The sequence below is a fragment of the Candidatus Nitrospira bockiana genome, assembly GCF_965152565.1.
Genome location: NZ_OZ224215.1, coordinates 3,744,393 through 3,765,781, shown reverse-complemented (window position 1 = coordinate 3,765,781; position 21,389 = coordinate 3,744,393). Strand labels below are relative to the sequence as shown.

Here is a 21,389-nt window from a genome sequence, read left to right as displayed (position 1 = left end):
TCCGGCAACGGGTGCGAGATTATAGCATGCACGGAGAGGAGACCGGCACCTGCGGTCAGCGGGCGGTCCGCGCCCTGAGGTTCTCCCCGGTCGCCTTCAGGAGCTCTTTCACCACTTCTTGATAGTACGGCTTTTCTTTGAGGCTGGCGTACGACCCCGGGAAGTAGACGACGGTGAGGTTCGCGAACCCCGATTCGAAATGGTCGAGCGTGACGGCCACGCGTTGGTCGTGCGACAAGCGGGTATGATCGATCATCGGGAAATCGTAGAAGCCGACCCAGAACTCCACGCTGTTGAGCGTGAAGGTCGCCAGGGGCTGATCGGGGGTGATGACGTCGAGCCGCAACCGCAATTCCTGCGTCTCGGGATTCACCTCCATGACGAAGACGCGGAACTCGCGCTCGATGCCTTCGACGGTGAGGGTGGACTCCTCGAGCTCCACGGGGAGTCCGCTCCTCGACGTCGGGACGTTGGCCAGCGTGAACTTGCGGTCGAATTTCTGTCCGGCCCCCTCCAAGACGACCATCTGCTTGCGGGTGATCTCGCGGGCGACGCGGTTCAGCCGGGCCAGGTAGTCGGGGGTCGCCTTCTCGTGCGAGGCCCGGACGTGGTGATCGATGTTCACGAACAGCGGTTTCAAGTTCAGCGATTCGTGAAAATTGTAGGCGAGCAGCTCCAGATTGAGGACCCGCGTGTCGAGCGACTGCGCCTGCGGCTTGAGGAAGGTGTCGATGATCGAGGCGAACATGTCCTTGCGGAGCGCGCTCTCGGACTCCTCCCGCTTGCTCATCAGCTCGGTGTACAGCCGCACGTTCGTGTCGATCGCCTGCTTTTCGTTGAGATAGTGCGAGCCGACGATGCCCAAGGTGGCGACGACGGCCGCGGTGACGAAGCCGCCCAACGACTGGAGGATGATCGCGGCTTTGTCCCAGGCGTCCCGTCCCTTCTCGGCCACGCTATTTCCTCCGCAGCACGTACTGCCCGCCGTCCTTGTCCAGCACCATGTCGTACCGGGCGGAATCGTCGAAGGAGACGATCTCGCGTGACGGCGTTTGGTTCTGATAGGCCACGCTGAGTTGGCACTTGCCCTTCTCGGGGACGAACAGGCGATAGGCGCCGTATTTGTCGGTCGTGGTCGAGTAGCGCTGCTCCCCGCACTGCACGTCGATGCCGACGCCGGCCCCGATCGGTTTCCCGCCGTCGGTGATCGTCCCTCGGATTTCTCCGGCGACGGCCAGGGCGGGGAGGAGCCAGACCAGGAACGCGAATGCCCCACGTGTCATGACGGACCTCCTTCCACAGGGCAGCGCATTGTAGGGAGGACGATCTGAGAAGACAAGCGCGTTCCAGGCCGAGTCGGCCGCCGCCGCGGCCCGCTCTTTACCTTGACAAAGCCGCGAAGCGGATGCTAGGTCCATCGAATGTTGAAGCGGAATACGGTTCCGGATCTCTCTTCGCCGCCGGCCTCGGCGCGTGTCGTCTCCCAATGGTCGGGACGCGCCCGCGAGCAGGCCGTGCAGCGGATGTTCACGGCGATCGCCCGGCGCTACGACCTGAACAACACGCTCCTGAGCTTCGGGCTCCATCACCGCTGGAAGCGCCTCGCCGTCGCCCATGTGCCGCCGACCGTGGCGGGCCGAGCGGTGGATATCGGGGCCGGCACGGCTGATCTGGCGCTCTTGCTTGCGCCGCGCCTCGGGGAGCAGGGGCATGTGGTGGCGGTCGATCTCAATGCGGCGATGCTGCGCGAAGGGCGCCGGAAGGTGCAGGCCCGGGGGCGGGGAGGCGCGGTCACGTGCCTGCGGGGGAACGGCGAGTGGTTGTCCTTCCGCGAGGGCAGCTTCGATGCCGCCACGGCGGGATTCTGCATGCGAAACGTCGGAAATCTGCCTGCGGCCTTGGCGGAGATTCACCGGGTCCTCAAGCCGGGCGGCCGGTTCGTCTGCCTCGAGTTCTCGCGTCCGGTCTCCCGATGGCTCCGGGCCCTGTACGACTGGTACTCCTTTCGGCTCTTGCCCTGGATCGGCACGAAGGTGGCGCACGACAGCACCGGGGTCTATGAATACCTGCCGGCGTCGATCCGCACGTTCCCCGATCAGGAGCGCTTGTGCCAGTTGCTGCGTGACGCCGGCTTCCGCCAGGTGGAGTACCGGAACCTGAGCGGCGGCATCGTCGCGATCCACGTCGCTACAAAATAGTGCTGAGTGCTGAGTTCTGAGTGCTGAGTAATATGATGAAAAGAATTGAGCGCTTCGAAGATTTGGTCGCGTGGCAGAAAGCCAGAAGCCTAGCGAGATCAGTCTATGAGGTGACAACGCACGGCACGTTTATAAAGGATTTTTCGCTTTCAGCACAAATTCAACGCGCGGCCGTTTCGATCATGTCCAATGTTGCGGAAGGCTTCGAGCGAAGCCGCCCCGCAGAATTTCATCAATTTCTTTCTGTTGCCAAGGGATCATGTGCCGAGGTCCGCTCGCATCTGTACGTTGCTCTTGATGCAGGACATTTGAATCAGAAGAAGTTCGCTGAGTTACTTGCCCAGGCTGAAGAAGTAGGGCGGATCATAGGCTTGCGAGCATCTCTTAAAAGTCGAACGAAACCAGTATCTTCATCTTCTTCCAACTCGCAGGACGCTGTTTCTTCTGCTCACGCCCCAGCATTTACAACTCAGCACTCAGCACTCAGGACTCAGCACTGATGACGTCCATCCTCTACGTGTTCTTGCCGTGTAAGAAGGTCTACCCGATCGGGGTGACCTATCTGGCCGATTTCGTTCACCGGCGCCGGCCGGATGTGCGGCAGCGGATCCTCGATCTCTCGCTCTATCCTCAGGCGCAGCGCAGTCGGGTGCTGCAGGAGACGGCGTCGGCGTTTCGCCCCGATCTCGTCTGCTTCTCCTGGCGCGACATCCAGATTTTTTCACCGCACGAAGGCGACGCCTCGTTGGAGCACGCCTTCAACTTCTACTTTGCGAGCAACCCCCTGAAGCGCGTCGTGGCCTCGTTCCAGGGGCTTTCGCATCTCTATCGGTACTACCGGGACATTCGCGCCAATCTCTCCTATCCCTGGCTCATCCGGAAGGAGTGCCCGCGGGCCCAGCTCATGATCGGGGGCGGCGCATTCACGGCTTTTGCCGACCAGTTGATCGAAAAACTGCCGGAGGGGACGATCGGCATCCTGGGGGAGGGGGAGGACGCGATCCTGAAGGTGGTCGAGGGGAAGCCGCTGGACGACGAGCGGTACATCGTGCGCGAGCAGGGCGTGGTCTCCAAGGGGGACAAGTACACCCCGGCGCTGCTCGATTCACTCACGGTCGATCTTCCCTACCTGACCGGGATCTTTCCTCAGTACACCGAGTACGTCGGGGAGTGCATCGGGGTGCAGAGCAAGCGCGGCTGTCCGTACGACTGCGCCTTCTGCCTATACCCCTACATCGAGGGGAAGCGGGTGCGGTACCGGCCTCCCGCGATGGTCGTCCAGGACATCGCCCAGCATTACCGCCAGTGGGGCGCCCGTCGCTTCTGGTTCACCGATGCGCAGTTCATCACCGGGAAGGAGGCCTACCCGCAGTGCACGGAGATCCTCGAACGGATCATCAAGGACGGCCTCGAGATCGAATGGTCCGGTTATATCCGCACCTCGCTGATCACGCCCGAGCTCGCCAAGCTCATGGTCCGGTCCGGGGTGGGGGACTTGGAGGTGGCGATCACCTCCGGGTCTCAGGCGGTCCTGAACGACCTCCATATGGGCTTCAAGCTCGAACGGCTGTATGACGGCTGCCGCTATCTGGCGGAGGCGGGGTTCCGCGGCAAGGTGATCCTCAACTACTCGCTGAACTCGCCCCATGAGACCGAGGAGACCCTGTTGCAGAGCGTGGAGTCCTACAAGATCGTGGCCTCGATCCTGGGAGAGGAGCGGGTCTTCCCGCTCATGTTCTTCCTGGGGATCCAGCCGAACACCGATCTCGAGCACCGGTTGCTGGAGGAAGGGTATTTGACCGCCGGCTACAATCCCTTGATGTTGACGCCGACCAGCATCCGCAAGCTCCTGTACAACCCGGCGCCGCTCAACAAGCTCATTGCGAAGGCCTGCCTGGCCGCCTGGCATGGGAGGCACGGGAGCCAGGATCCACGCCCATGGTCGGGGTCCCTGTCTCAAACGGGGAAGTATGCGGATCAAAACCTCGCGCGTGGCCTGCAAGGGAACTCGGGAAGAACCGCGCTCTTGACGCTCGAGGAGATTCTCCGGAGTCGGCAGGGCCGCACGCCGTCGACGAGTGCTCGAAACGCGAACGCCCTCGGGACCCCGCCGTAGAACGCGGACCGGCAAGCCCGCGGGCCCGGCTTTTCATCCCCTCAAACGCTTCGATCACATTCATATTACTTGCATTTGTCCAAGTGGTGGGATAATATGCCCGATCTTCGAAGCCCGTGGCTCACGGGACCCTTATGGATCCCCGACGCGGGTGTCCGTCGTGAAGGAGGCGTCTGATGTATAGGACGATTTATATCCCAGTCGATAACTCGGACCATTCCAACATGGCCGTGGAGCTGGGAGTCGGCTTGGCGAAGACATTCGGCTCCAAGATCGTCGGGAGCCACGTGTACGCGGCCAAGATGCACGATAAGCGGTTCAAGCAGATGGAGGCCGGCCTTCCCGAGGAATATCACGACGAGAAGGAGTTGGATCGCCAGCGGCAAATCCATGACTCGTTGATCACCCGCGGGCTTCAGATCATCACGGATTCCTATCTGGACTACGTCGACAAGAAGTGCACGGAAGCGAACTTGCCCCTGGAGCGCCGCTCGCTGGAAGGCCGCAACTGGAAGGTCCTGACCGAAGACATCAATACGAACGCCTACGACCTCGTCATCATGGGGGCCCTGGGGGTGGGGGCCGTGAAGGACAGCGTCATCGGCAGCAACACCGAGCGGGTCGTGCGGCGCGTCCGGTCGTCCGACATGTTCATCGTCAAGGACACGAAACCGATGGGCGAGGGGAAGATCGTCGTGGCCGTGGATGGCAGCCCGTACTCGTTCGGGGGCTTGATGACCGGCCTGACGCTCGGGAAGGCCTTGAACAAACCGGTCGAAGCGATTTCCGCCTTCGATCCCTACTTTCACTATGCCGCCTTCCACAGTATTTCCGGGGTCTTGAACGAAGAGGCCGGAAAAGTCTTTCGTTTCAAGGAGCAGGAGAAGCTGCACGAAGAGATCATCGACAGCGGGCTCGCGAAAATCTACCAGTCCCACCTCGACATCTCCCGGGAGATCGCGCAGGCCGAACATACGGACATCAAGACCACGCTGCTCGACGGCAAGGCCTTCGAGAAGATCATTCAGTACGTGCGGAAGGAAAATCCGTGGCTTCTGATCGTCGGCCGGATCGGCGTCCATAGCGACGAGGATATGGACATCGGCAGCAACACCGAGAACCTGCTCCGCAGCGCTCCCTGTAACGTCCTCATCTCCAATCGGAAATACGTGCCGCCGATCGATACCCAGGCCGAGTACACGATCGCCTGGACCGAGGAAGCGCTCCGGCGGATGGAGAAAATCCCCGTGTTTGCCCGGGGCGTGGCGAAGACGGCCATTCACCGGTATGCCATCGAGAAGGGCCACACCATCATCAGCAACTCGGTTGTGGATTCAGCGGTCGGCCACATCCTCCCCAAGGGCGCGATGGATGCGATGCGCGCGCTCGGCGGGAGCCTGGAGGCGGCGGGTATCGACCGCGACAAGATGCAGGCCGACGACGCGGTGGCCAAGGATCTGATGGGCTCGACGCTCAGCGGCATGATGACCGAGATCGTCGAGGAGAAGCCGAAGGTGAGCCAGGGGACGCAAGCGTACCTGGATCGGATGACGCAGAACTATTTCGTCTGCGACGGCTGCGGGTACATCGGGAAGGGCGACACGCCCGTGAAGTGCCCGGTGTGCGGCGCCGAGGGCAACCGGTTCAAGCAGGTCGACAAGACCATCTTCGAGGCGGCGGCGAAGGCGGAAGGCGGGCTCGAGACGGACGTCGCCTACGATGATGTGCCGATGCAGTGGACGAAGGACGCCAAGGAAGCGATCAGGGCCGTCCCGGCCGGCTTCCAACGGCGCCGCGCCAAAGCCAAGATCGAGAAATCGGCCCGCAAGCTCGGCATGACGACCATCACGCTCGAGTATGCCGCCCCCATGATCAAGGAAGCCGCAGCCGAGGACTACACGCCGATCTTCGCCAACAAAGGGGCGGGGACCAGCGCCGAGGCCGAGGCCAAGCTCGAGGGCGCGACGAAAGGCGGGAACGGCAACGGCCACGGGCACGAGCCCGAGGCCACGGCGCAATCAACCGCCGAGACCTCTCCGTTCACGTGGACGTCGGAAGCCATTCAGCGGTTGGAGCGGGCGCCGGCCGGCTTCATGCGGGACTGCACCAAGGCGTTGATCCAAAAGCACGCGGAAAAGATCGGGACCACGGTGATCACCCTGGACGTCGCCAACGAGGGCATCGAGCAGGCCAAGGGCTACATGGAAGAGGCGATGAAGACCGGGAACCTGAAGCAGATGATCGCCTCGCTGACAGGGAAATAGTAGGGATAGTGTGATAAAGGGGTAGTGTGATACGGGACAAGGAATAGGTCACTGGTTCATGATCGCTCACGCCACTCAGCACTCAGCACTCAGCACTCAGCGCTTGGTCTTGTAATGGGTCGCTCCCTGCCTGTCTTCGATTTCTCCCAATTCGGGAACGCGCTTCACTCGCTGGGCCGGCAGGTGACGCAGTTCGTCTCGCCCGGCGGCGCGGCGCCGGGGGATGGCCGGACCGTCGACGACTTCAAGCCCTACCTGATCGCGTTGAACCTCACCAAGCGATGCAACCTCAAGTGCGCGCATTGCTATCTGGACGCGACGACGAAGGCCGGCGGCGGCTCGGACGAATTGACGACCGAGGAGTGCACCCGCCTGATCGACCAGATCGCCGTGGTCAACAAAGGCTGCCTGCTCGTCATCACCGGCGGCGAGCCGTTGACCCGCCCCGACATCCTCGACATCGCCCGCCACGCGGTGCAACTCGGCTTTATGGTCGTGTTCGGCACGAACGGGATGCTCATCGACGACCGGATGGCCAAGGAGCTGGTCGAGATCGGCGTCATGGGAGTCGGGATCAGCGTCGATTCGCTGGACCCTCACAAGCACGACGCGTTCCGCGGGTTGCCCGGCGCCTGGGAGGGGGCGGTGCAGGGCATCGAGGCCTGCAAGCGGAACGGTCTTCAGTTCCAAGTCCACTTCAGTGCGCAGCCGATGAATTACCAAGAGCTCCCCGCCGTGATCGACTGGGCGCATGGTCTCGGAGCCCGGGTCCTCAACGTCTTCTTCATGGTGTGCACCGGGCGGGGCGAGGAGCTGACGGACATCACGCCGGCCCAGTACGAAGAGGTGCTCGGCTATCTCGTGGCCTGCCAGGACAAGTACAAGGACATGCTCGTCCGGGCCCGGTGCGCCCCCCACTTCAAGCGACTCGCCTATGAAAAGGATCCGAACTCGCCGATCACCAAGGCGCAGGGGTACATGGGAGGCGGCTGCCTGGCCGGCACCAATTATGCCCGGGTGACGCCGAACGGTGAGCTGACCCCGTGCCCGTACATGCCGCTCTCGGCCGGCAATATCCGCGAAAAGAGCTTCGTCGATCTCTGGGAGCGCTCGGATATCTTCGACTCGTTCCGGTACCCGCATCTAAAGGGCAAGTGCGGGGAGTGCGAGTACAGCGAGATTTGCGGCGGGTGCCGCGCCCGCCCCTACGTCGATCACGGGGACTGGTTGGACGAGGACCAGTGGTGCCTCTACACCCCGAAGGGCGGCGAGAAGGTGAAAGTGGCCTTCAATACGCCGGAGGAGACCGAGGCCGTCTGGGACGAGGCCGCGCAACTGCGGCTCAGCCGCATTCCGTATTTTCTCCGTGCAATGGTCAAGAAAGGCGTGGAGCGCCACGCCCGCGAGCACGGGATCGAGATCATCACCGTCGAGCTGATGGAAGAGCTGAGAAAGAAGCGGTTCGGCAACGAGGCGCCGGTCTTCAAGTTCGAGCGGTGATAGTGAATCGTTAATTGTTATTCGTTGTTCGTTATTCGTTACTCGCCTTCAGAAGGGAATGAGTAAGTAGGTAAGTGAGTCATTGACGTGCTTGGAAAATTACTTAGTTCCTAACTTACTGAATTACTTCAGAAGCTCCTGCCGCTAGGGTAACGATTAACGGCTTCACCCGATGGCTCAACTCTTCCCCATCATCAACCATTGGTTCCATCTCATGTCCGCCGTGATCTGGATCGGCGGGTTGGCCTTCTTCGTCATGGCGGTCACGCCCGCGCTCCAGCAGGTCGTCCCGCGAGAGCAGCTCAAGCCGATCATCGAAGCCTTCTCCGTTCGCTACCGCAAGATCGTCGGCATCCTGATGATCGTGATCCTGATCACCGGCGGCATCAACCTGCACTACATCGGCCAGATCATGCTGTCGCAGACGGGGAACGGCATCGGGCAGAACCCCAAGTATCTGACGATCCTGTTCATCAAGCTCACGCTCGTGCTCGGCATCATCACGCTCTTCCTCTACACCTTCATCTTCAAGAACGAAGCGACGGGCGAGGAGACGCCCGAGGAGGAGATCGAGGCCGTCCCCTTTCAGCGCGTCGCCTTCTGGATGGGGATCCTCATCGTGCTGTGCGCGGCGGCCCTCAAGTACCTGCACTTCTAGCCTCCTCAGACTCGTCTCTCGATCCTCACCCAAGCCAGCGCGCTCAGCCGTCCCATGTATTGCAGCGCCGATTGCGTCCATCGGTCTTCTAGGCGAAGAGCGGCACAGCGGCCCTCGGTCATGGGGACAGCACCCGCCGCCCCCGCTCCTTGAGCTCTTCCAGACGCTTCTTGTATTGCGGCACCTTGTATTCCGCGAACCGGAACAGATCGATGCCCATGACGAAGAACGGCGACTGGTTGAACAGGCGCCCGTCCCGGTTTTCGTCCCGCCACACCACGCCGACGTGGATGAAGCGGCCGTAGTGCGCGGTGACGCCGATCCCGGGCCGCATGTCGTCGCGGAGCGAGGCCACCGCGGCCAGCCCCCAGTAGTCCAGGCCCTTGCTCGGGTCGCTGCTGTCCCGCCAGCGGTACCAGGTGTGGCCGACGATATCGATCAGGAGGGATTGTTTCGCCTGCAGGTCTTTGACCGCGTGGGTGCTGATCTCGACGCCGAGCTCGGGATGGAGCAGGATCCATTGCCGGGACGGCGGAAATTGAATGTCCTCCGCGCCGATCGCCCAGCCGTTGACCGCCGCTTCCCAGGGGTATTGGGAGCGACCCTCGCGAAGGAACAGCTCCCATCGCTTGGCGGCGTCGCGGATGGCCTTGAGCGTGGACTTGAGCGCGGGCGCTTTGAAGTCCGCCAACAGGCGATTGACGGTTTCGAGGCGATAGAGGAAGTCCGCGGCTTTCTCGTCGGGCAGGGCTTCGAGTTGATCGTAGGTGACCTCGATTGCGAGACCTTTGAAACAGCGGCTGTCCGGACATGGGAATTGAAACAGGCCGGTGGGCACCCGGCGGAGAAACTCATCGACCGCCTTGTCCAGGTCGACCGTCGCGAGATCCGTATCGAACGTGGCGAATCGCTCGTTCAGGGTCGTGAAGGCCTGGAGCAGGTGACGAAAGGCGACTTCCTGGGGCGACCACACCGAAGCCTCTTCGAGCTCTCGCTGCAGGTGCGCAAAGACGGTGGGATATTCCTGGTTCGCCAGCGGCTGCTGGAATCGCTGCCGGACCTGCTCGTACGCCCGCGGGTCGTCGGCACGCCGAATTGCGCTCCAGTTCTCAGGGTCCAGGGCAAAGGCCGGAGCCACCCACAGGAGCAGAACCAGCGTGAGCCGGACGGCGCCGCTCGAGACCCGCCTCATCGCGCCGCCTCCATCGCCCGATAGAACTCCATCAAGGTGCCGAGCCATTCCTTTGGCCCGGGGTCCTCACCCAACGACGACTTGAGGGCGGACAGCTTCGAGGCCAAGTCCTTGGCCTTTTGCACGACCGCAAGCTCGCCCCCGAACTGGGGAAACTGATCGACGGCATGGATCTCTTCCTCCTTGGAGACCACTTTGCGGCTGACCACCTTGTTGAAGAGCGGGATATGGACGCGGGGGTGGCGGAGGTAGTGGCTGAGGTTGTGAACGTTCACCTCGTAGAAGTGCTGGATGAGGATCGAGGTGTAGTCCTTCCAGCCGACGGGGTCGAACATTTTCGGGAACGGGACGGGGTCCGCTTCATGCCGGATGTTCCAGTACGTCGCCAGGTAGGACGAGGCGTCTTCCACCGGACCCGGCCGCACGATCGACTCGTACGCCTTTTTCATCTCGGCGTCCTCCGTCTGGAGCAGCCGGCTCGTGTTCGCCATCATGAACAGGTGTTGAAAGCGCCAGTGGGCGGGGTTCAGCGGATTCGCCTTCTTGCCCCACCGCACCGTCCCGAGGAGATGCAGGCAGTCATGCGCCACGGCGGTCCCCATGCTGTGCGCGAGCACGGAGCAGGTGGCCGATCCTTCGTGGTTCATTTCCTGCTCGATGCGCTGCGCGAGCTGGAGGATGACGTGCGATCGGACCCGTTGGCGATAGAGGGGAAAGAAGCGGTACATCGCAAGATCGGCGACATGCGACCACCAGAAGGTTTCGTCCGAGGCGTTCACGAGCCAGTCCAACGAGCCTTGCAGCACCCTGTCCTGGTCGAACTGCGCGATCGCCGAGGCGTCCTGGCGCCATTTCGCAATGATCTCCTGGAACACCTCGTCGTAATGGACCGTGACGAACTCGACCTTGTCATGGAGCGCCTGCCCGGGCTTCTTGAAGTACCCATACTCCGCGCTGATCGCCTCCAACGTCTTAATCGGGCCGTCCAGCTCTTCTCCCCACACCGGCTCATGAAGCCCGATCCCGTGAATGAGGAAGAGGATGTGTTTGGGCATGATCGCGTCTCCTGAAATGGCCGCGACACGATTACCACTTACGCGGAACCGCCGCAAGCCCAATGCCGAAGAAGGCGTGGCTGAGTGCCGCAGAAGGACGGCTTGGAAAAGGATACGGCCTGTATCTGTTTTGATATGGACGCAATCACCGGAGAAAAGAGTAAGTGCCGGGTCACGTGGAATCTCTCGGCGCAACCAGTGATAGCCTCAAACGTTTTCGACCGCGAGCCAGCGCTCTCATCTATGGTACGGCCGTTGCTCATTGCATGAGGCAGACGGCCGGCAAGGATGCCGGCGGACGAACCACAAGGAGGACACCATGGCCTGGGGAATCATCATGACGGCGTTCACGCTGTTCGGCATGTTGGCGTTGGCAATCGGCAGCGTCACGATGGAGAGCGGATCAATCGCTCGCTCGAGTGCTCGGACACAGACGTCCACTGACCGCGAGATGAAGAAAGCCGCGTAGAAGGACGACTGGATGGCAGCAAGGCTAGTGCTTGTAGCGCTGATAGATCGAGATGATATACAAGACCTGACCGATGACGCGATGTAGCAGGCAATACCGGCCCACCTCGTAGCACCGTAGCCCGGGCGGCGGAATCTTCAGTGCCTTGCCCAGCAAGGGCGAGGCGGCCAGGTGACGAATCGCTTCCTTCAGGTGATAGCGGGCTCGCTCGTCGGCTTCCTCGACCGCTCCGACGGCTCGTGCGGATAGCCTAACGTCTCGTACGCGAGCCACGTAGGGGTTCTCCAAAGACCTGCTCGAACGATCGGCTGCGGCCCTCTTTCAGGTTCGCCAGCCCTTCGCGAATGGCCGTTCGCGCTTCCTTTATCTTCTCCTCAATCGCATTGGGTATGCTTGACTGCATACTCCTGTATTGCATACCGTATGCGAGAAGGCGCTGGGGGTGAGCCATGGCAGTCTTAACGGTCCGTCTGGATCAACGATTGCACGAGAAGCTCCGGCGATTGTCCAAAGAAGCCGAGCGCTCCAAGAGTTACTTCATTAAGAAAGAGCCCTGGAGCTCTACTTAGAAGAGTACGACGATTATCAGATTGCCTTCCGGCGTCGAGTTGACCCAGCGGATGAGCTACTCTCTCTATCTCAGATGAGAAAAGCACTTGGCGCTTGAAGGCCAGAAAAAGGTGACGCCGTGACGAAATATAAAAAACACCTACTCCCCGGATTGACCCTTGTCTGGTGGAAAGAAGGTGACTGGTATTGTGGTGAACTGAAGGGCCTCGAAGGCGTGGCGATCTTTGGTCAAGAGCGGACGCTGAGGCGGCTCCAAGAAAACATTGCAGCCGGGATACGTGAAGAGTTGAAAGGCAAGCGAAAGATGCGTAAGGCTGGATGAAGCGAAGCGAATTGGAGCGTAAGTTGAAGGCAATAGCGTGCGTATTTCTGGAACACGGCAGATCGCATGATGTGTTTGTAACCCGGAGAGGGTTTCGCATCCGCGTGCCGCGACATGGAATCATTAATGAAGGACTTGCCAAAAGCATCATACGCCAGGCTCAGAAGCACAGTTGAGGAGTTTGGGATTTCGGCAAAGCACATCTTTACTCACAGTACGCCCACAGTACACCTAACCTTTCTTACGCGAGCCACGCAGGGGTTCTCCAAAGACCTGCTCGAACGATCGGCTGCGGCCCTCTTTCAGGTTCGCCAGCCCTTCGCGAATGCCCGCTAACGCTTCCTTCTCCGCGACGAGATCCAACGTCTCCACCCAGCTCTCATATTCTTCCACGCCCATCAGCACCGCGGCCGGTTTCCCTTTCCGCGTGATGATGACCCGGTCCATGAGCTTCCCGATGCTCGTGACGAGCTGGGGGAGCGTCTGGCGTGCTTCCGAGACCGGTATCGTCTTCCTCATCAGCAGCCTTGCCCCATGTACAAGAATCCGTACACGAGGAATTGCATGCGAAGCAAAACGTGTTCCTTATGGTTAGTCGTTGGAAGTGAACAAGAGCAGCGAAAAGAAAATACATCGGCAGGCGCACCACCAGTACGGTGAAGGAGCGCGTTATCGAGGAAGATACACCCTGTATCCAATTGTTTAACGAATTGGATACGGCGAGGCGAAGTTTCTAACAGGAAGGATGCTGGTGAATGGAGAACAAATCGAAGATGATGAAGGAAGGAGAGCGTTCAAGATTGCAGAGGCAAAGCAAACCAATGAAACCTGGTATTAGTACGAAATATCGCGGTCGTAGGGAAATACGGGCGCGACATAGAGCCAAAAGAACCAAGGCTCTCTAAGTCAGAGAAGAGGGCCATCCAATCGTACAATCCTTGGTACAAGCCCTATTCCCTCCTTGCGCCACAACGAAATGGTACATCCTTTGCCTTCCTGTCCCCACCGTCAGCGATTTATTTCCGCTCAGTCGTAATATGGCTGGCCGGACGTGCCCGCATGTGCATGGCGGCGGTACCTCCCAAACGAAGTAAGCCGGGCATGAAAGCAAGCATTCAGGTCCTGTCTAATATTTTGCTTGGTCTCATGCTAAGCGTGTCTTCAAACGCTTTTGCCCAGACACCGTCGGCGGCTCCGTCCGTTGCGGAAGAGCTGAAATTTCTAAGAGAGGAAAACGTCAGCATCGCGGCTCGCAACGAGCAACCCATTTCTCAGGCACCGTCGAATGTATACGTCATTACCGACGAGGACATACGCCATTCCGGCGCAACAGATATTCCCACGGTCCTCCGTCGCATACCGGGAATGGAAGTCATGCAGATGACGGGTGCGGAATACAACGTCAGCGTCCGAGGAGACAATCAACAAAATGCCAATAAACTCCTTGTTCTGATTGACGGTCGTTCCGTCTACTTTGACCTACAAGGCGGGTATTTTTGGAAGGCAATTCCGATTACCCTCCCTGAGATTAAACGGATTGAAGTCCTCAAGGGACCAGCCTCGGCCCTCTATGGATTCAACGCATTTGATGGTGTCGTAAACATTATCACTAAATCTCCAGAAGAGATGAGAGGAACAACTCTCCAGTTTGGTGGCGGGGAGTTTGGCACAATTACGAGTGCCGCCATCCAGGCAGGCAAGCATGGTAATGTGGGCTATCGTTTGTCAGTTGGAAGAGATCAGAATCAGCAGTGGCGAAATCGGGATGCGCTTGCTTTCCGGGACCACAAGTTTAACGCGCAAACAGAATACTATCTTTCAGACTCAAAGATTACAATCTCGGGCGGCATCGTCGATGTAAATCGATTCGATGGGCCTGTTATCGAAACGACGACAGCTAGTACTCCGTTCACCGACAAGTACGCCCGAGCAGAGTACGCACGTTCGAACTTCTTTATCCGGGCCTTCTGGCGTGAGCTCAGATTCAACTCCGATAATATTACCAATCCCCTGCTGGCTAGCTTTGGGCCAGGTGGAACGAGCAACATCCGTATTCACGATCGAGCGGGCAGTTCGATCCGTTCTGCCATTGGGAATACATATGACATCGAGGCCCAACATACCGTCCAGCTAGGAGCCTCGGATAGGCTGTCCTACGGTGCTAACTACCGGCACAACACGCTTTCCGACAACTTCACTGATCGGTTTAGCCGAGAGGACAGACTCGGTTTGTACGTCCAAAATGAATGGCGCCCGGTCACCCCTCTTACAGTAGTATTGGGCGCACGATATGATCTAGACACCTTTATTAATCCAACCTTTAGTCCCCGCGCTGCCATTCTGTATACGCCTCTCGAAAATCACACGTTTCGTGCAGCTGTATCCGTGGCCTACCGCCCCCCGACACTAAACGAGACGCATTTCGACATACGATCGACCCCGACAATATTCGGTACACCGTGTCCGCCCGGTATACCGGGTCAGTGCCCTATCCCGATTAGGGGCGAGATATTGTCAAATGTTGTGGATTGAGGTGATTAGGCGGCGACCTTTCCTGTGTTCTTCTCTGACTGTTCTTCCTCTCGCTCGACTTGCTGCCCATCCTTGAACACACGCCCCGCCCGGACCAACGGCAGCAGCTCATGGGCATCGAGCCGGCGCCACGATTGCTGCGCCGCCTCCAGCAGCTTGAACGCCATTGTCAGGCCCGCGGTCCGCGAGCCAGCCCCCTTGGTGACACGCGTCCGGAGCTTCACCGTAGCGAACGTCGATTCAATCGGGTTGGTCGTCCGAATATGTTTCCAGTGGGCCGCCGGGAACTCGAAATGGGTCAGGAGCCGAGCGACATCGGTGGTCAGGGAGTTCACGGCTTTCGGATACTTCGCCGCATAATCCTGGGCGAACCGGTCGATCGCCTGCTCGCAGGCGGCCCGGGTGTCCGCATACATCATGTCGTGCAAGGCGCGCTTGGCCTGGGGCTGCAGCCGGGTGGGGAGCTTGTCCAACACATTGGCGATGCGATGGACCCAGCACCGCTGCTCCCGTGTCTCGGGCCAGACCTCGCGCACGGCGGCCCAGAACCCCAGTGCCCCGTCCCCGATGGCCAACGCGGGGGCCCGCATCCCCCGGCGTTTGAGGTCTCGCAGCACGGTGAGCCAACTCTCGGTGCTCTCGCGATAGCCGTCCTCGATCGCGATCACCTCTTTCGTCCCATCGGGGCGGACGCCCACCACGACTAAGGCCGCCAAGCGATCATCTTCCAGCCGAATGGTGAAATGCACCCCGTCTACCCAGATATAGATGAAGTCGCGATCCGCCAGGGGGCGCTCACGCCACTGGTCATAGTCGGTCCGCCAGGTCGCCGTCAGGCGTGTGATCGCGCTGGGCGAGAGCCCCGCCGCATCGGCGCCGAGCAGCACCGGAAGCGCCTCCCGGAAATCCCCGGTGGAGAGCCCATGGAGATAGAGCAGCGGCAGGACCGCGCTGACCTGCGGCGAGCGACGCAGGTACGGCGGGAGAATCGCACTGGTGAACTTTTGTCGGGTCCCATGCAGCACGCGTTGATCATTCACCCGCGGCGCTCGAATCGTGACCGTCCCCGCGCCCACCGTCACGCGCCGAGGCTGGGCCTGCCCATTGCGGACCACCAACGCATGGCCGCGGCTGTCGCGCGCCTCGTGGTGCTGCCGCCGGTATTCCTCCACTTCGACTTCCAACGCCGCCAGGATCATGCGGCGGGCGCCCTCGCGGGCCAAGGCATCCAGCGCCGTGGCCACCTCCGGCTCCTGCTCTTGTGCTCCCGTGGTCGTTCGGACTATCGTCATCATCGGCGTGCCTTTCCCCGGCCTGCCAGCCGGTGTGTGGGTTCGTGTTCACCCGGAAAGGTACGCCACCTCTCTCACCCCGTTCCACAACTTCCGACTATAGCTCATTAGGGGCAATAATCTTCTTGAGCCCGAGAAGATCGTATCCTACGAGCTAGGATACCAAGGTTGGTACTTGCGGCATCGATTGCGGCTTAGAGCAGACCTCTTCTTCAACCATATCGAAGAGTTGATCAAGTCCGCGGGGGCCCGATTCAGCAATGACCCGGGGTTTGCAGAGATCTATGGAGGAGAGGCGAGCGTTGAAGTCCTAATAACTTCCTGGTTGACCGGCTTTGCAAATTATTCCTATCAAGAGATTAGCCAGACCTTTACCGACGACGCACGACGGGGAGCGCCACAGTACAAGGCCAATGCAGGTCTCCGGGCGGACTTGCCCAATGGGTTGAACGGAGAGGCATGGATCCATCACTATGGCGCGGCAACCTACCCTATCACCTCAGCATTCAGTGATTTCTCCGGTCCACCATTCAATGTCGTAGTCCCTGCTAGCCGCGTTGGAAGTTATACATTGTTGAATCTCAGGATAGGTTACCTCTTTTGGAATGACAAAGCCGAAGTAGCATTCTCTGCCTTTAACGCACTTAATGATAGGCACAAGGAGCATCCACTTGGAGACACTATTGGAAGCCGTGTAATGGGATGGCTTACGTTGAGATTGTAACTGCTGCGACGATGGAAGGAAGGTACTGTAAACCATAAAGGAGAACAGCCATGTCAAGAAAGCTATTGTTACTTATGCTTGCTTGGGCGTGTATGGTAAGTGCGAATAGTTCGGCGTCGGCTCAAGAGCAAGACCTTACGAGACCACCTGTTACCCTGCAACAGGGCGAGTGTAAAAAGCCGACAGCGGGGCCTGAACTTGGATTAGCAGACCTCTTTATGCAACTTGTGGACGCCTACAATAACCAGAACGCTCAGTTCATATATGATCATGCTCAAGGCGATGCGATTCTTTATAGATTCGAGGGATATGTAAAAGATCCCGACAGGCATCCAAACGTTCGCAACGGTGTGTTCATCGGCATGAAGGATTACAACAACGAGCTTGAATGGAAGGTGCTTTTCGAGGACTACCGAGTGATAAAGAACGCAGTATCGCCATGTTTCCGCCATATCACCGTAAGTTCAGACGGACGAACAGCAGCACTCCTCGCCGATTATTATTTTCAATATACCGAAAAGCTTCCACCGAAGCCAAGACGGGATGTTGCAGAAATTCGAGCATCGGTATTCTTTAATTGTGAGACGGGTATATGCAAGATCGCTAATGGGAGCTTCATACGGACCGATGTTATAGGAGGAGAGAAAGCAAAAAAGAAATAGTACCGCTAATACGAATGTGCGTGGAATGCGAGAAGCTGAGACCGTGAACTGGAAACCAGCCATCGTACATATCGTCTTGTCGCTGTCTATTATAGTGGTGTGTCCAATATATGTAAGCGGCATATCTCCTCCCCCTTTAGGGAAGGACCAGAAGGTGAGTGTCACGAGGTCTGGTAATCAGTTTACAGTCGCTTTCGGCCCTATTACTGTGTCGAATGGCGAGCAGACCCATAGTATTGAGAACTCCGCGTCTCGGGTCTTTGTGATCCCAGAGGACATGTCCGTCGTTGCCTTCAGCTCATTTGTATACGATACCGAGGGTAGGCCACTACCGAGGCACTATTTGCACCATATTGCGTTATTGAACCTGAGTAAGAAAAAGATTGCGTGTCCTGACGCGCCAGATTTAATTGCGGGCGGCGGGCTCGAAATGGTCGAGGCGAGATTTCCAAAAGGGTATGGGCTAAAGCTAAAAGCCGGCACGCGGATCCTCGCAATTGCTGCCTTTTATCACTCGGCTTCGCAAGCAAATGGTGTGATGGCAAGCTTCACTCTCGAGTTGGCAGCAGAGAACGAGCCGCTGGTACCGCTAGAGGCATACCAAATTAGTGTGAACGAAGGTTGCTATCTTGGGGCTTCGAGTAGACATGGTGATGATACTGATGAGGGTATCGCTATTCACCCGGGTCTTCAAGTACGGTCGGTGCCAATCCGTTTTGAAATGGATGGCTGCGTGAGGTTTGCCTATCCTCATGGACACGATTACTTGGTGCTCATGGCATTAGAGAACACCTCGGCGAAGCGAACCGAATTGCGGACGATGCCGGACGCCACGCAGACCGGAAGTATCCTCGGCTTCAAGCCCGCTCAAGTCTATTCCGACGCCCGAGGCTTCCCTGTGAACGTTAAGGACCAGTATGAGATGATGATGCTGTACCACCGACCCTTGCAGGACATCGGTGACCGATATGGTATGGCAATATACGTGCTCTATATGACTCAAGGGCCATGCAAATGAGCTAGTGCACCAGGAGTTGACTATGATGAAGAGTCTCGGACTGATATTGCCAGTATTAGTGCTCGCTCAGCTGGGTTCGGCGAGAGCTAACAACGTTCCAACAGAGCCGCCGCCGGAGCTGGCGTCAATGGTGCCAAGCAGCATTAAAGTTGATAGTGCTTCACTAACTATTACGTTTGGACCAGTTGATTTGCCGACAAGGCACCACGAAGACTTGGCAAAGGAGATACCAAAGCGCGTGTTTGAGGTGCCACGCGACATGTTCATAACGGGTTATAAAGCTCGTGTGATTGGGAAGGACGGGGTTGTGCTTTCAGGTCCGTACGTTCATCATATCTTGATGAGTAAACTCGATGATCCTAGTTTGGCTTGCCCGGGAGAGCTAAACTTTTTTGCAGGTACCGGCTTTGAAATGACGGAAGCGCGATTTCCCGAAGGGTACGGAGTAAAATTGGAAAAGGGGCAAAAGGTACTAGCGATTGTGGATTTCTACCATGATGCGCCAGCTATCAGAGATGTCATAGTAGCGTTTACAATGGATTTAGCTCGGGACGCTACAGCCCTTCGGCCCTTGCTGGCCTATCACGTGGGTGTCAACTTTGGCTGTTATACAAAATTTCACCTTAGACCGAAGGATGAAACAATAGATGGGATTACGCTCAAGACGGGACTCTTCATACGATCCGCTCCTTTAAAGTTTGAGGCAAGTGGATGTGTCAAGTATGCCTATCCACACGCGCATGATGATGTCGTGCTGATGACTCTCGAAAACAAAAGTGCCCGGCAGACACTTATACGGACAATGCCTCTTGCTCAAGCAGACGGACGACTCATCGGCTTCCCTCCCAGTCAAATTTATTCAAGCGTGAAAGGATTTCCTGTTAACACCGAGGATCAATATGAGGTTACGATGGTGTATCACACGCCACTTCAGGACACCCAGGCTCGGTATGGCATGGCGAACTTCCTGTTGTTTCTTGCTCGGGAGGATTGTTCACTTAGTTCTGATATTTCAGCAGAAATTCATGCTGATCGTCGTCATTAAATGGCTATGAGAGCTGCACGCATTAGTCGATCTGTTCGCTATGTCAACAATGAGAAGCACAAGCATTTGAAGCCGTTAAACTCGCCAGAGTCAAGGGACATGGTATGCGCCGTCTCGACCTCTCCGTGCGCGCGACCCTAGGATGGAGCGGGCGTTTGCGTCCGGCCAACCCATTCGGCGAAGCTGGATCTAGGCTGAAGAGCGCTCCCCGGTTGTGCAAGGCGAATCCCGTGCCGCGTGGCACGAGTCCGGAGCCGAACGTGTGGCTATAGTAATTGCTTTGGATGAGCGAGACCAAATTGCCTGTTCGATCCACCGCTGCGACATAGGTGGTGCCTCCCGGCGCGATGGCTTCACCGGATCCTTCGGCTCTGGCGCGGGTCAGGTCGATCGTCGCGGCGCGCTCGCGCGCGTACTCCTTCGAAAGCAGCTCTCCGACCTTCATGCGGCTCTGATCTGAATCGCCGATAGAGGCGATCAAATCGGCATAGGCCAACTTCTTGGCTTCGATCATCACGTGCAACGTCTCCGGGGACTGAGGGCCGTACTCGCTCAATGGGGACGCTTCCATAATGTTGAGCATTTCGAGCGCGGCGATGCCTTGGGTATTGGGCGGCATCTCGTGAACCGTCCAGCCCCGGTACATGGTGGCCAGCGGCTGGGTCCACTCACCGTGATAGGAGGCAAGGTCCTCCTCGTTCATCACGCCATCACAGCGGCGGACAAGGTCTAGGATCCGTTGGGCGAGCGTTCCCTGGTAGAAGGCATTTCGGCCATATTCGGCGAGCTGTCGATACGACCAGGCGAGGTCCGGGTTGGAGAAGACCTCTCCCACACGGGGAGTATATCCATGAACGAGCAACGCCTCCCGGGCATGATGGTCCTGGAGCGACCCGCCGGCGAGTTGCCACAGTGCGGCAATGACCTCGGTGACCGGGGATCCCTCCTCGGCGACACGAATAGCCGGCGACAGGACCGCAGCCAGCGGTTTGGTCCCGAATCGGCGGAGCAACTGGTCCCATCCCTCTACGGCACCCGGCACCGTCACGGTATGGATGCCGGCTTCGGGCATCCGTGAGAATCCGTTCCGTTGCAGATGCGCGATCGTCAGTCCTGCCGGTGTTGGTCCGGTCGCATTGAGACCGTGAATAGTCTCCGTCACGGCGTCATAGACGAGGCAGCAGAGATCGCCGCCGATCCCGTTGAGCATGGGGGCCACCACGCCCATCACCGCGTTGGCCGCGACGGCGGCATCGACCGCCGTTCCGCCTTGCTCCAACATCCTGACGCCGGCTTGTCCCGCCAATGGAGAATCGGCCGCCACGATTCCGTATTGCGAGATGACCATGGATCGGCCCTGAGATCGGGCGTCTTGATGCGGTGATCCCTTCATGGGTGGAGATCTCCATCTTCACTTCCGTCTGCGCGCTTGCCTTCCAGAGGAACCGAGTCATCACACGGGAGCCCCTAGAATACTCGAGGCTCTTAGTGGATAGAATAGGGCCATGGACAAACTCTCAGCCGGGGGGTGTGCTGTGATCTCCTGGGCCTGAAGGAGATTAGGGCAGCCCGCCTTCCATTGACAAGCTCAGCATACGTCGATAGCATACTTCGCATACATGGGGGTATGCCATGAAGCGGACCACGATCTTTGCCGATGAATCATTGCTCAAGGCCTTACAGGAGATCGCTCATAGCGAACGCTCTACTCTGGCTGCTGTCACTCGCCGGGCGCTTGAAGAATTTGTCGGGCGTCGGCACAAGCGGGCTGC

General features: G+C 58.7%; 23 protein-coding genes. 15 read left to right on the top strand and 8 right to left on the bottom strand.

What is annotated here, in order from left to right; all coding sequences use genetic code 11:
- Positions 1 to 55: 55 nt before the first annotated feature.
- Both ACWHYV_RS18440 and ACWHYV_RS18435 read right to left on the bottom strand, forming a co-directional pair.
- Complete coding sequence (locus tag ACWHYV_RS18440) at positions 56 to 955, bottom strand: hypothetical protein (protein ID WP_447977950.1); 900 nt, start codon at positions 953 to 955, stop codon at positions 56 to 58.
- Position 956: 1 nt separating this feature from the next.
- Positions 957 to 1,283, bottom strand: coding sequence for a carboxypeptidase-like regulatory domain-containing protein (locus tag ACWHYV_RS18435; protein WP_447977949.1), 327 nt, complete (start codon positions 1,281 to 1,283; stop codon positions 957 to 959).
- Positions 1,284 to 1,421: 138 nt separating this feature from the next.
- Here ACWHYV_RS18435 and ubiE point away from each other — a divergent pair, with 138 nt between their 5' ends.
- The 6 genes from ubiE to ACWHYV_RS18405 all read left to right on the top strand — a co-directional run bounded on the left by ubiE (position 1,422) and on the right by ACWHYV_RS18405 (position 8,736).
- Positions 1,422 to 2,198, top strand: coding sequence for a bifunctional demethylmenaquinone methyltransferase/2-methoxy-6-polyprenyl-1,4-benzoquinol methylase UbiE (gene ubiE, locus ACWHYV_RS18430; protein WP_447977948.1), 777 nt, complete (start codon positions 1,422 to 1,424; stop codon positions 2,196 to 2,198).
- 32 nt (positions 2,199 to 2,230) lie between these two features.
- Positions 2,231 to 2,698: a four helix bundle protein gene (locus tag ACWHYV_RS18425; RefSeq protein ID WP_447977947.1), complete on the top strand. Its 468-nt coding sequence runs from the start codon at positions 2,231 to 2,233 to the stop codon at positions 2,696 to 2,698.
- Positions 2,698 to 4,314, top strand: coding sequence for a B12-binding domain-containing radical SAM protein (locus ACWHYV_RS18420; protein WP_447977946.1), 1,617 nt, complete (start codon positions 2,698 to 2,700; stop codon positions 4,312 to 4,314). Before ACWHYV_RS18425 ends, ACWHYV_RS18420 begins: the two co-directional genes overlap by 1 nt.
- Positions 4,315 to 4,490: 176 nt before the next feature.
- A complete protein-coding gene (locus tag ACWHYV_RS18415) occupies positions 4,491 to 6,578 on the top strand; it encodes a universal stress protein (protein ID WP_447977945.1) in 2,088 nt (695 codons plus the stop codon).
- A gap of 114 nt (positions 6,579 to 6,692) precedes the next feature.
- Positions 6,693 to 8,078 carry a radical SAM protein gene (locus tag ACWHYV_RS18410; protein WP_447977944.1) on the top strand — a complete coding sequence of 462 codons (1,386 nt, stop codon included), beginning with the start codon at positions 6,693 to 6,695 and terminating at the stop codon, positions 8,076 to 8,078.
- A gap of 172 nt (positions 8,079 to 8,250) precedes the next feature.
- A complete protein-coding gene (locus ACWHYV_RS18405; protein ID WP_447977943.1) occupies positions 8,251 to 8,736 on the top strand; it encodes a hypothetical protein in 486 nt (161 codons plus the stop codon).
- A 118-nt stretch (positions 8,737 to 8,854) separates the two neighbouring features.
- Here ACWHYV_RS18405 and ACWHYV_RS18400 read toward each other — a convergent pair whose 3' ends face one another.
- Both ACWHYV_RS18400 and ACWHYV_RS18395 read right to left on the bottom strand, forming a co-directional pair.
- Positions 8,855 to 9,928: a hypothetical protein gene (locus tag ACWHYV_RS18400; RefSeq protein ID WP_447977942.1), complete on the bottom strand. Its 1,074-nt coding sequence runs from the start codon at positions 9,926 to 9,928 to the stop codon at positions 8,855 to 8,857.
- The gene (locus ACWHYV_RS18395; protein WP_447977941.1) at positions 9,925 to 10,983 is read right to left on the bottom strand and encodes a hypothetical protein; all 1,059 of its coding nucleotides are present in this window, start codon (positions 10,981 to 10,983) and stop codon (positions 9,925 to 9,927) included. Before ACWHYV_RS18395 ends, ACWHYV_RS18400 begins: the two co-directional genes overlap by 4 nt.
- Positions 10,984 to 11,302: 319 nt before the next feature.
- Here ACWHYV_RS18395 and ACWHYV_RS18390 point away from each other — a divergent pair, with 319 nt between their 5' ends.
- Entirely contained in the window at positions 11,303 to 11,452 is a 150-nt protein-coding gene (locus ACWHYV_RS18390) for a hypothetical protein (protein ID WP_447977940.1), read from the top strand.
- A gap of 24 nt (positions 11,453 to 11,476) precedes the next feature.
- Here the strand turns inward: ACWHYV_RS18390 and ACWHYV_RS18385 are convergent, their stop codons facing one another.
- A complete protein-coding gene (locus ACWHYV_RS18385) occupies positions 11,477 to 11,725 on the bottom strand; it encodes a hypothetical protein (RefSeq protein ID WP_447977939.1) in 249 nt (82 codons plus the stop codon).
- A 176-nt stretch (positions 11,726 to 11,901) separates the two neighbouring features.
- On the opposite strand from ACWHYV_RS18385, the gene ACWHYV_RS18380 reads away from it, so the two are divergent.
- From ACWHYV_RS18380 to ACWHYV_RS18370, 3 genes are all read left to right on the top strand, one after another.
- A complete protein-coding gene (locus tag ACWHYV_RS18380; RefSeq protein WP_447977938.1) occupies positions 11,902 to 12,021 on the top strand; it encodes a ribbon-helix-helix protein, CopG family in 120 nt (39 codons plus the stop codon).
- A gap of 119 nt (positions 12,022 to 12,140) precedes the next feature.
- Positions 12,141 to 12,344, top strand: a complete 204-nt coding sequence (locus ACWHYV_RS18375) for a hypothetical protein (RefSeq protein WP_447977937.1) — start codon at positions 12,141 to 12,143, stop codon at positions 12,342 to 12,344.
- Complete coding sequence (locus ACWHYV_RS18370) at positions 12,341 to 12,520, top strand: type II toxin-antitoxin system HicA family toxin (RefSeq protein WP_447977936.1); 180 nt, start codon at positions 12,341 to 12,343, stop codon at positions 12,518 to 12,520. The genes ACWHYV_RS18375 and ACWHYV_RS18370 overlap by 4 nt, the downstream gene beginning before the upstream one ends.
- A 55-nt stretch (positions 12,521 to 12,575) precedes the next feature.
- Here ACWHYV_RS18370 and ACWHYV_RS18365 read toward each other — a convergent pair whose 3' ends face one another.
- Positions 12,576 to 12,863 carry a type II toxin-antitoxin system Phd/YefM family antitoxin gene (locus tag ACWHYV_RS18365; protein ID WP_447977935.1) on the bottom strand — a complete coding sequence of 96 codons (288 nt, stop codon included), beginning with the start codon at positions 12,861 to 12,863 and terminating at the stop codon, positions 12,576 to 12,578.
- A 582-nt stretch (positions 12,864 to 13,445) separates the two neighbouring features.
- Here ACWHYV_RS18365 and ACWHYV_RS18360 point away from each other — a divergent pair.
- Positions 13,446 to 14,876, top strand: a complete 1,431-nt coding sequence (locus ACWHYV_RS18360) for a TonB-dependent receptor plug domain-containing protein (protein ID WP_447977934.1) — start codon at positions 13,446 to 13,448, stop codon at positions 14,874 to 14,876.
- 5 nt (positions 14,877 to 14,881) lie between these two features.
- Here the strand turns inward: ACWHYV_RS18360 and ACWHYV_RS18355 are convergent, their stop codons facing one another.
- A complete protein-coding gene (locus tag ACWHYV_RS18355; RefSeq protein WP_447976757.1) occupies positions 14,882 to 16,171 on the bottom strand; it encodes an IS256 family transposase in 1,290 nt (429 codons plus the stop codon).
- 103 nt (positions 16,172 to 16,274) lie between these two features.
- On the opposite strand from ACWHYV_RS18355, the gene ACWHYV_RS18350 reads away from it, so the two are divergent.
- From ACWHYV_RS18350 to ACWHYV_RS18335, 4 genes are all read left to right on the top strand, one after another.
- The gene (locus ACWHYV_RS18350) at positions 16,275 to 16,892 is read left to right on the top strand and encodes a TonB-dependent receptor domain-containing protein (protein ID WP_447980752.1); all 618 of its coding nucleotides are present in this window, start codon (positions 16,275 to 16,277) and stop codon (positions 16,890 to 16,892) included.
- A 50-nt stretch (positions 16,893 to 16,942) separates the two neighbouring features.
- Entirely contained in the window at positions 16,943 to 17,554 is a 612-nt protein-coding gene (locus ACWHYV_RS18345) for a hypothetical protein (RefSeq protein WP_447977933.1), read from the top strand.
- Between the two features lie 343 nt (positions 17,555 to 17,897).
- Entirely contained in the window at positions 17,898 to 18,572 is a 675-nt protein-coding gene (locus ACWHYV_RS18340; RefSeq protein WP_447977932.1) for a hypothetical protein, read from the top strand.
- 22 nt (positions 18,573 to 18,594) lie between these two features.
- Positions 18,595 to 19,617 (top strand): hypothetical protein, encoded by a 1,023-nt coding sequence (locus ACWHYV_RS18335; protein WP_447977931.1) that lies wholly within the window; start codon positions 18,595 to 18,597, stop codon positions 19,615 to 19,617.
- A gap of 43 nt (positions 19,618 to 19,660) precedes the next feature.
- On the opposite strand, the gene ACWHYV_RS18330 is transcribed toward ACWHYV_RS18335, so the two are convergent.
- Positions 19,661 to 21,010, bottom strand: a complete 1,350-nt coding sequence (locus ACWHYV_RS18330; protein WP_447977930.1) for a gamma-glutamyltransferase family protein — start codon at positions 21,008 to 21,010, stop codon at positions 19,661 to 19,663.
- Positions 21,011 to 21,389 lie beyond the last annotated feature (379 nt).

Bases quoted from the DNA above. Each gene is read 5' to 3' on its own strand.
- ACWHYV_RS18355 (WP_447976757.1), bottom strand. From the start codon at position 16,171: ATGATGACGATAGTCCGAACGACCACGGGAGCACAAGAGCAGGAGCCG.
- ACWHYV_RS18380 (WP_447977938.1), top strand. From the start codon at position 11,902: ATGGCAGTCTTAACGGTCCGTCTGGATCAACGATTGCACGAGAAGCTC.
- ACWHYV_RS18330 (WP_447977930.1), bottom strand. From the start codon at position 21,010: ATGAAGGGATCACCGCATCAAGACGCCCGATCTCAGGGCCGATCCATG.
- ACWHYV_RS18420 (WP_447977946.1), top strand. From the start codon at position 2,698: ATGACGTCCATCCTCTACGTGTTCTTGCCGTGTAAGAAGGTCTACCCG.
- ACWHYV_RS18335 (WP_447977931.1), top strand. From the start codon at position 18,595: ATGATGAAGAGTCTCGGACTGATATTGCCAGTATTAGTGCTCGCTCAG.
- ACWHYV_RS18400 (WP_447977942.1), bottom strand. From the start codon at position 9,928: ATGAGGCGGGTCTCGAGCGGCGCCGTCCGGCTCACGCTGGTTCTGCTC.
- ACWHYV_RS18395 (WP_447977941.1), bottom strand. From the start codon at position 10,983: ATGCCCAAACACATCCTCTTCCTCATTCACGGGATCGGGCTTCATGAG.
- ACWHYV_RS18365 (WP_447977935.1), bottom strand. From the start codon at position 12,863: ATGAGGAAGACGATACCGGTCTCGGAAGCACGCCAGACGCTCCCCCAG.
- ACWHYV_RS18415 (WP_447977945.1), top strand. From the start codon at position 4,491: ATGTATAGGACGATTTATATCCCAGTCGATAACTCGGACCATTCCAAC.
- ACWHYV_RS18370 (WP_447977936.1), top strand. From the start codon at position 12,341: ATGAAGCGAAGCGAATTGGAGCGTAAGTTGAAGGCAATAGCGTGCGTA.
- ACWHYV_RS18390 (WP_447977940.1), top strand. From the start codon at position 11,303: ATGGCCTGGGGAATCATCATGACGGCGTTCACGCTGTTCGGCATGTTG.
- ACWHYV_RS18345 (WP_447977933.1), top strand. From the start codon at position 16,943: ATGTCAAGAAAGCTATTGTTACTTATGCTTGCTTGGGCGTGTATGGTA.
- ACWHYV_RS18410 (WP_447977944.1), top strand. From the start codon at position 6,693: ATGGGTCGCTCCCTGCCTGTCTTCGATTTCTCCCAATTCGGGAACGCG.
- ACWHYV_RS18435 (WP_447977949.1), bottom strand. From the start codon at position 1,283: ATGACACGTGGGGCATTCGCGTTCCTGGTCTGGCTCCTCCCCGCCCTG.
- ACWHYV_RS18360 (WP_447977934.1), top strand. From the start codon at position 13,446: ATGAAAGCAAGCATTCAGGTCCTGTCTAATATTTTGCTTGGTCTCATG.
- ACWHYV_RS18425 (WP_447977947.1), top strand. From the start codon at position 2,231: ATGATGAAAAGAATTGAGCGCTTCGAAGATTTGGTCGCGTGGCAGAAA.
- ubiE (WP_447977948.1), top strand. From the start codon at position 1,422: ATGTTGAAGCGGAATACGGTTCCGGATCTCTCTTCGCCGCCGGCCTCG.
- ACWHYV_RS18405 (WP_447977943.1), top strand. From the start codon at position 8,251: ATGGCTCAACTCTTCCCCATCATCAACCATTGGTTCCATCTCATGTCC.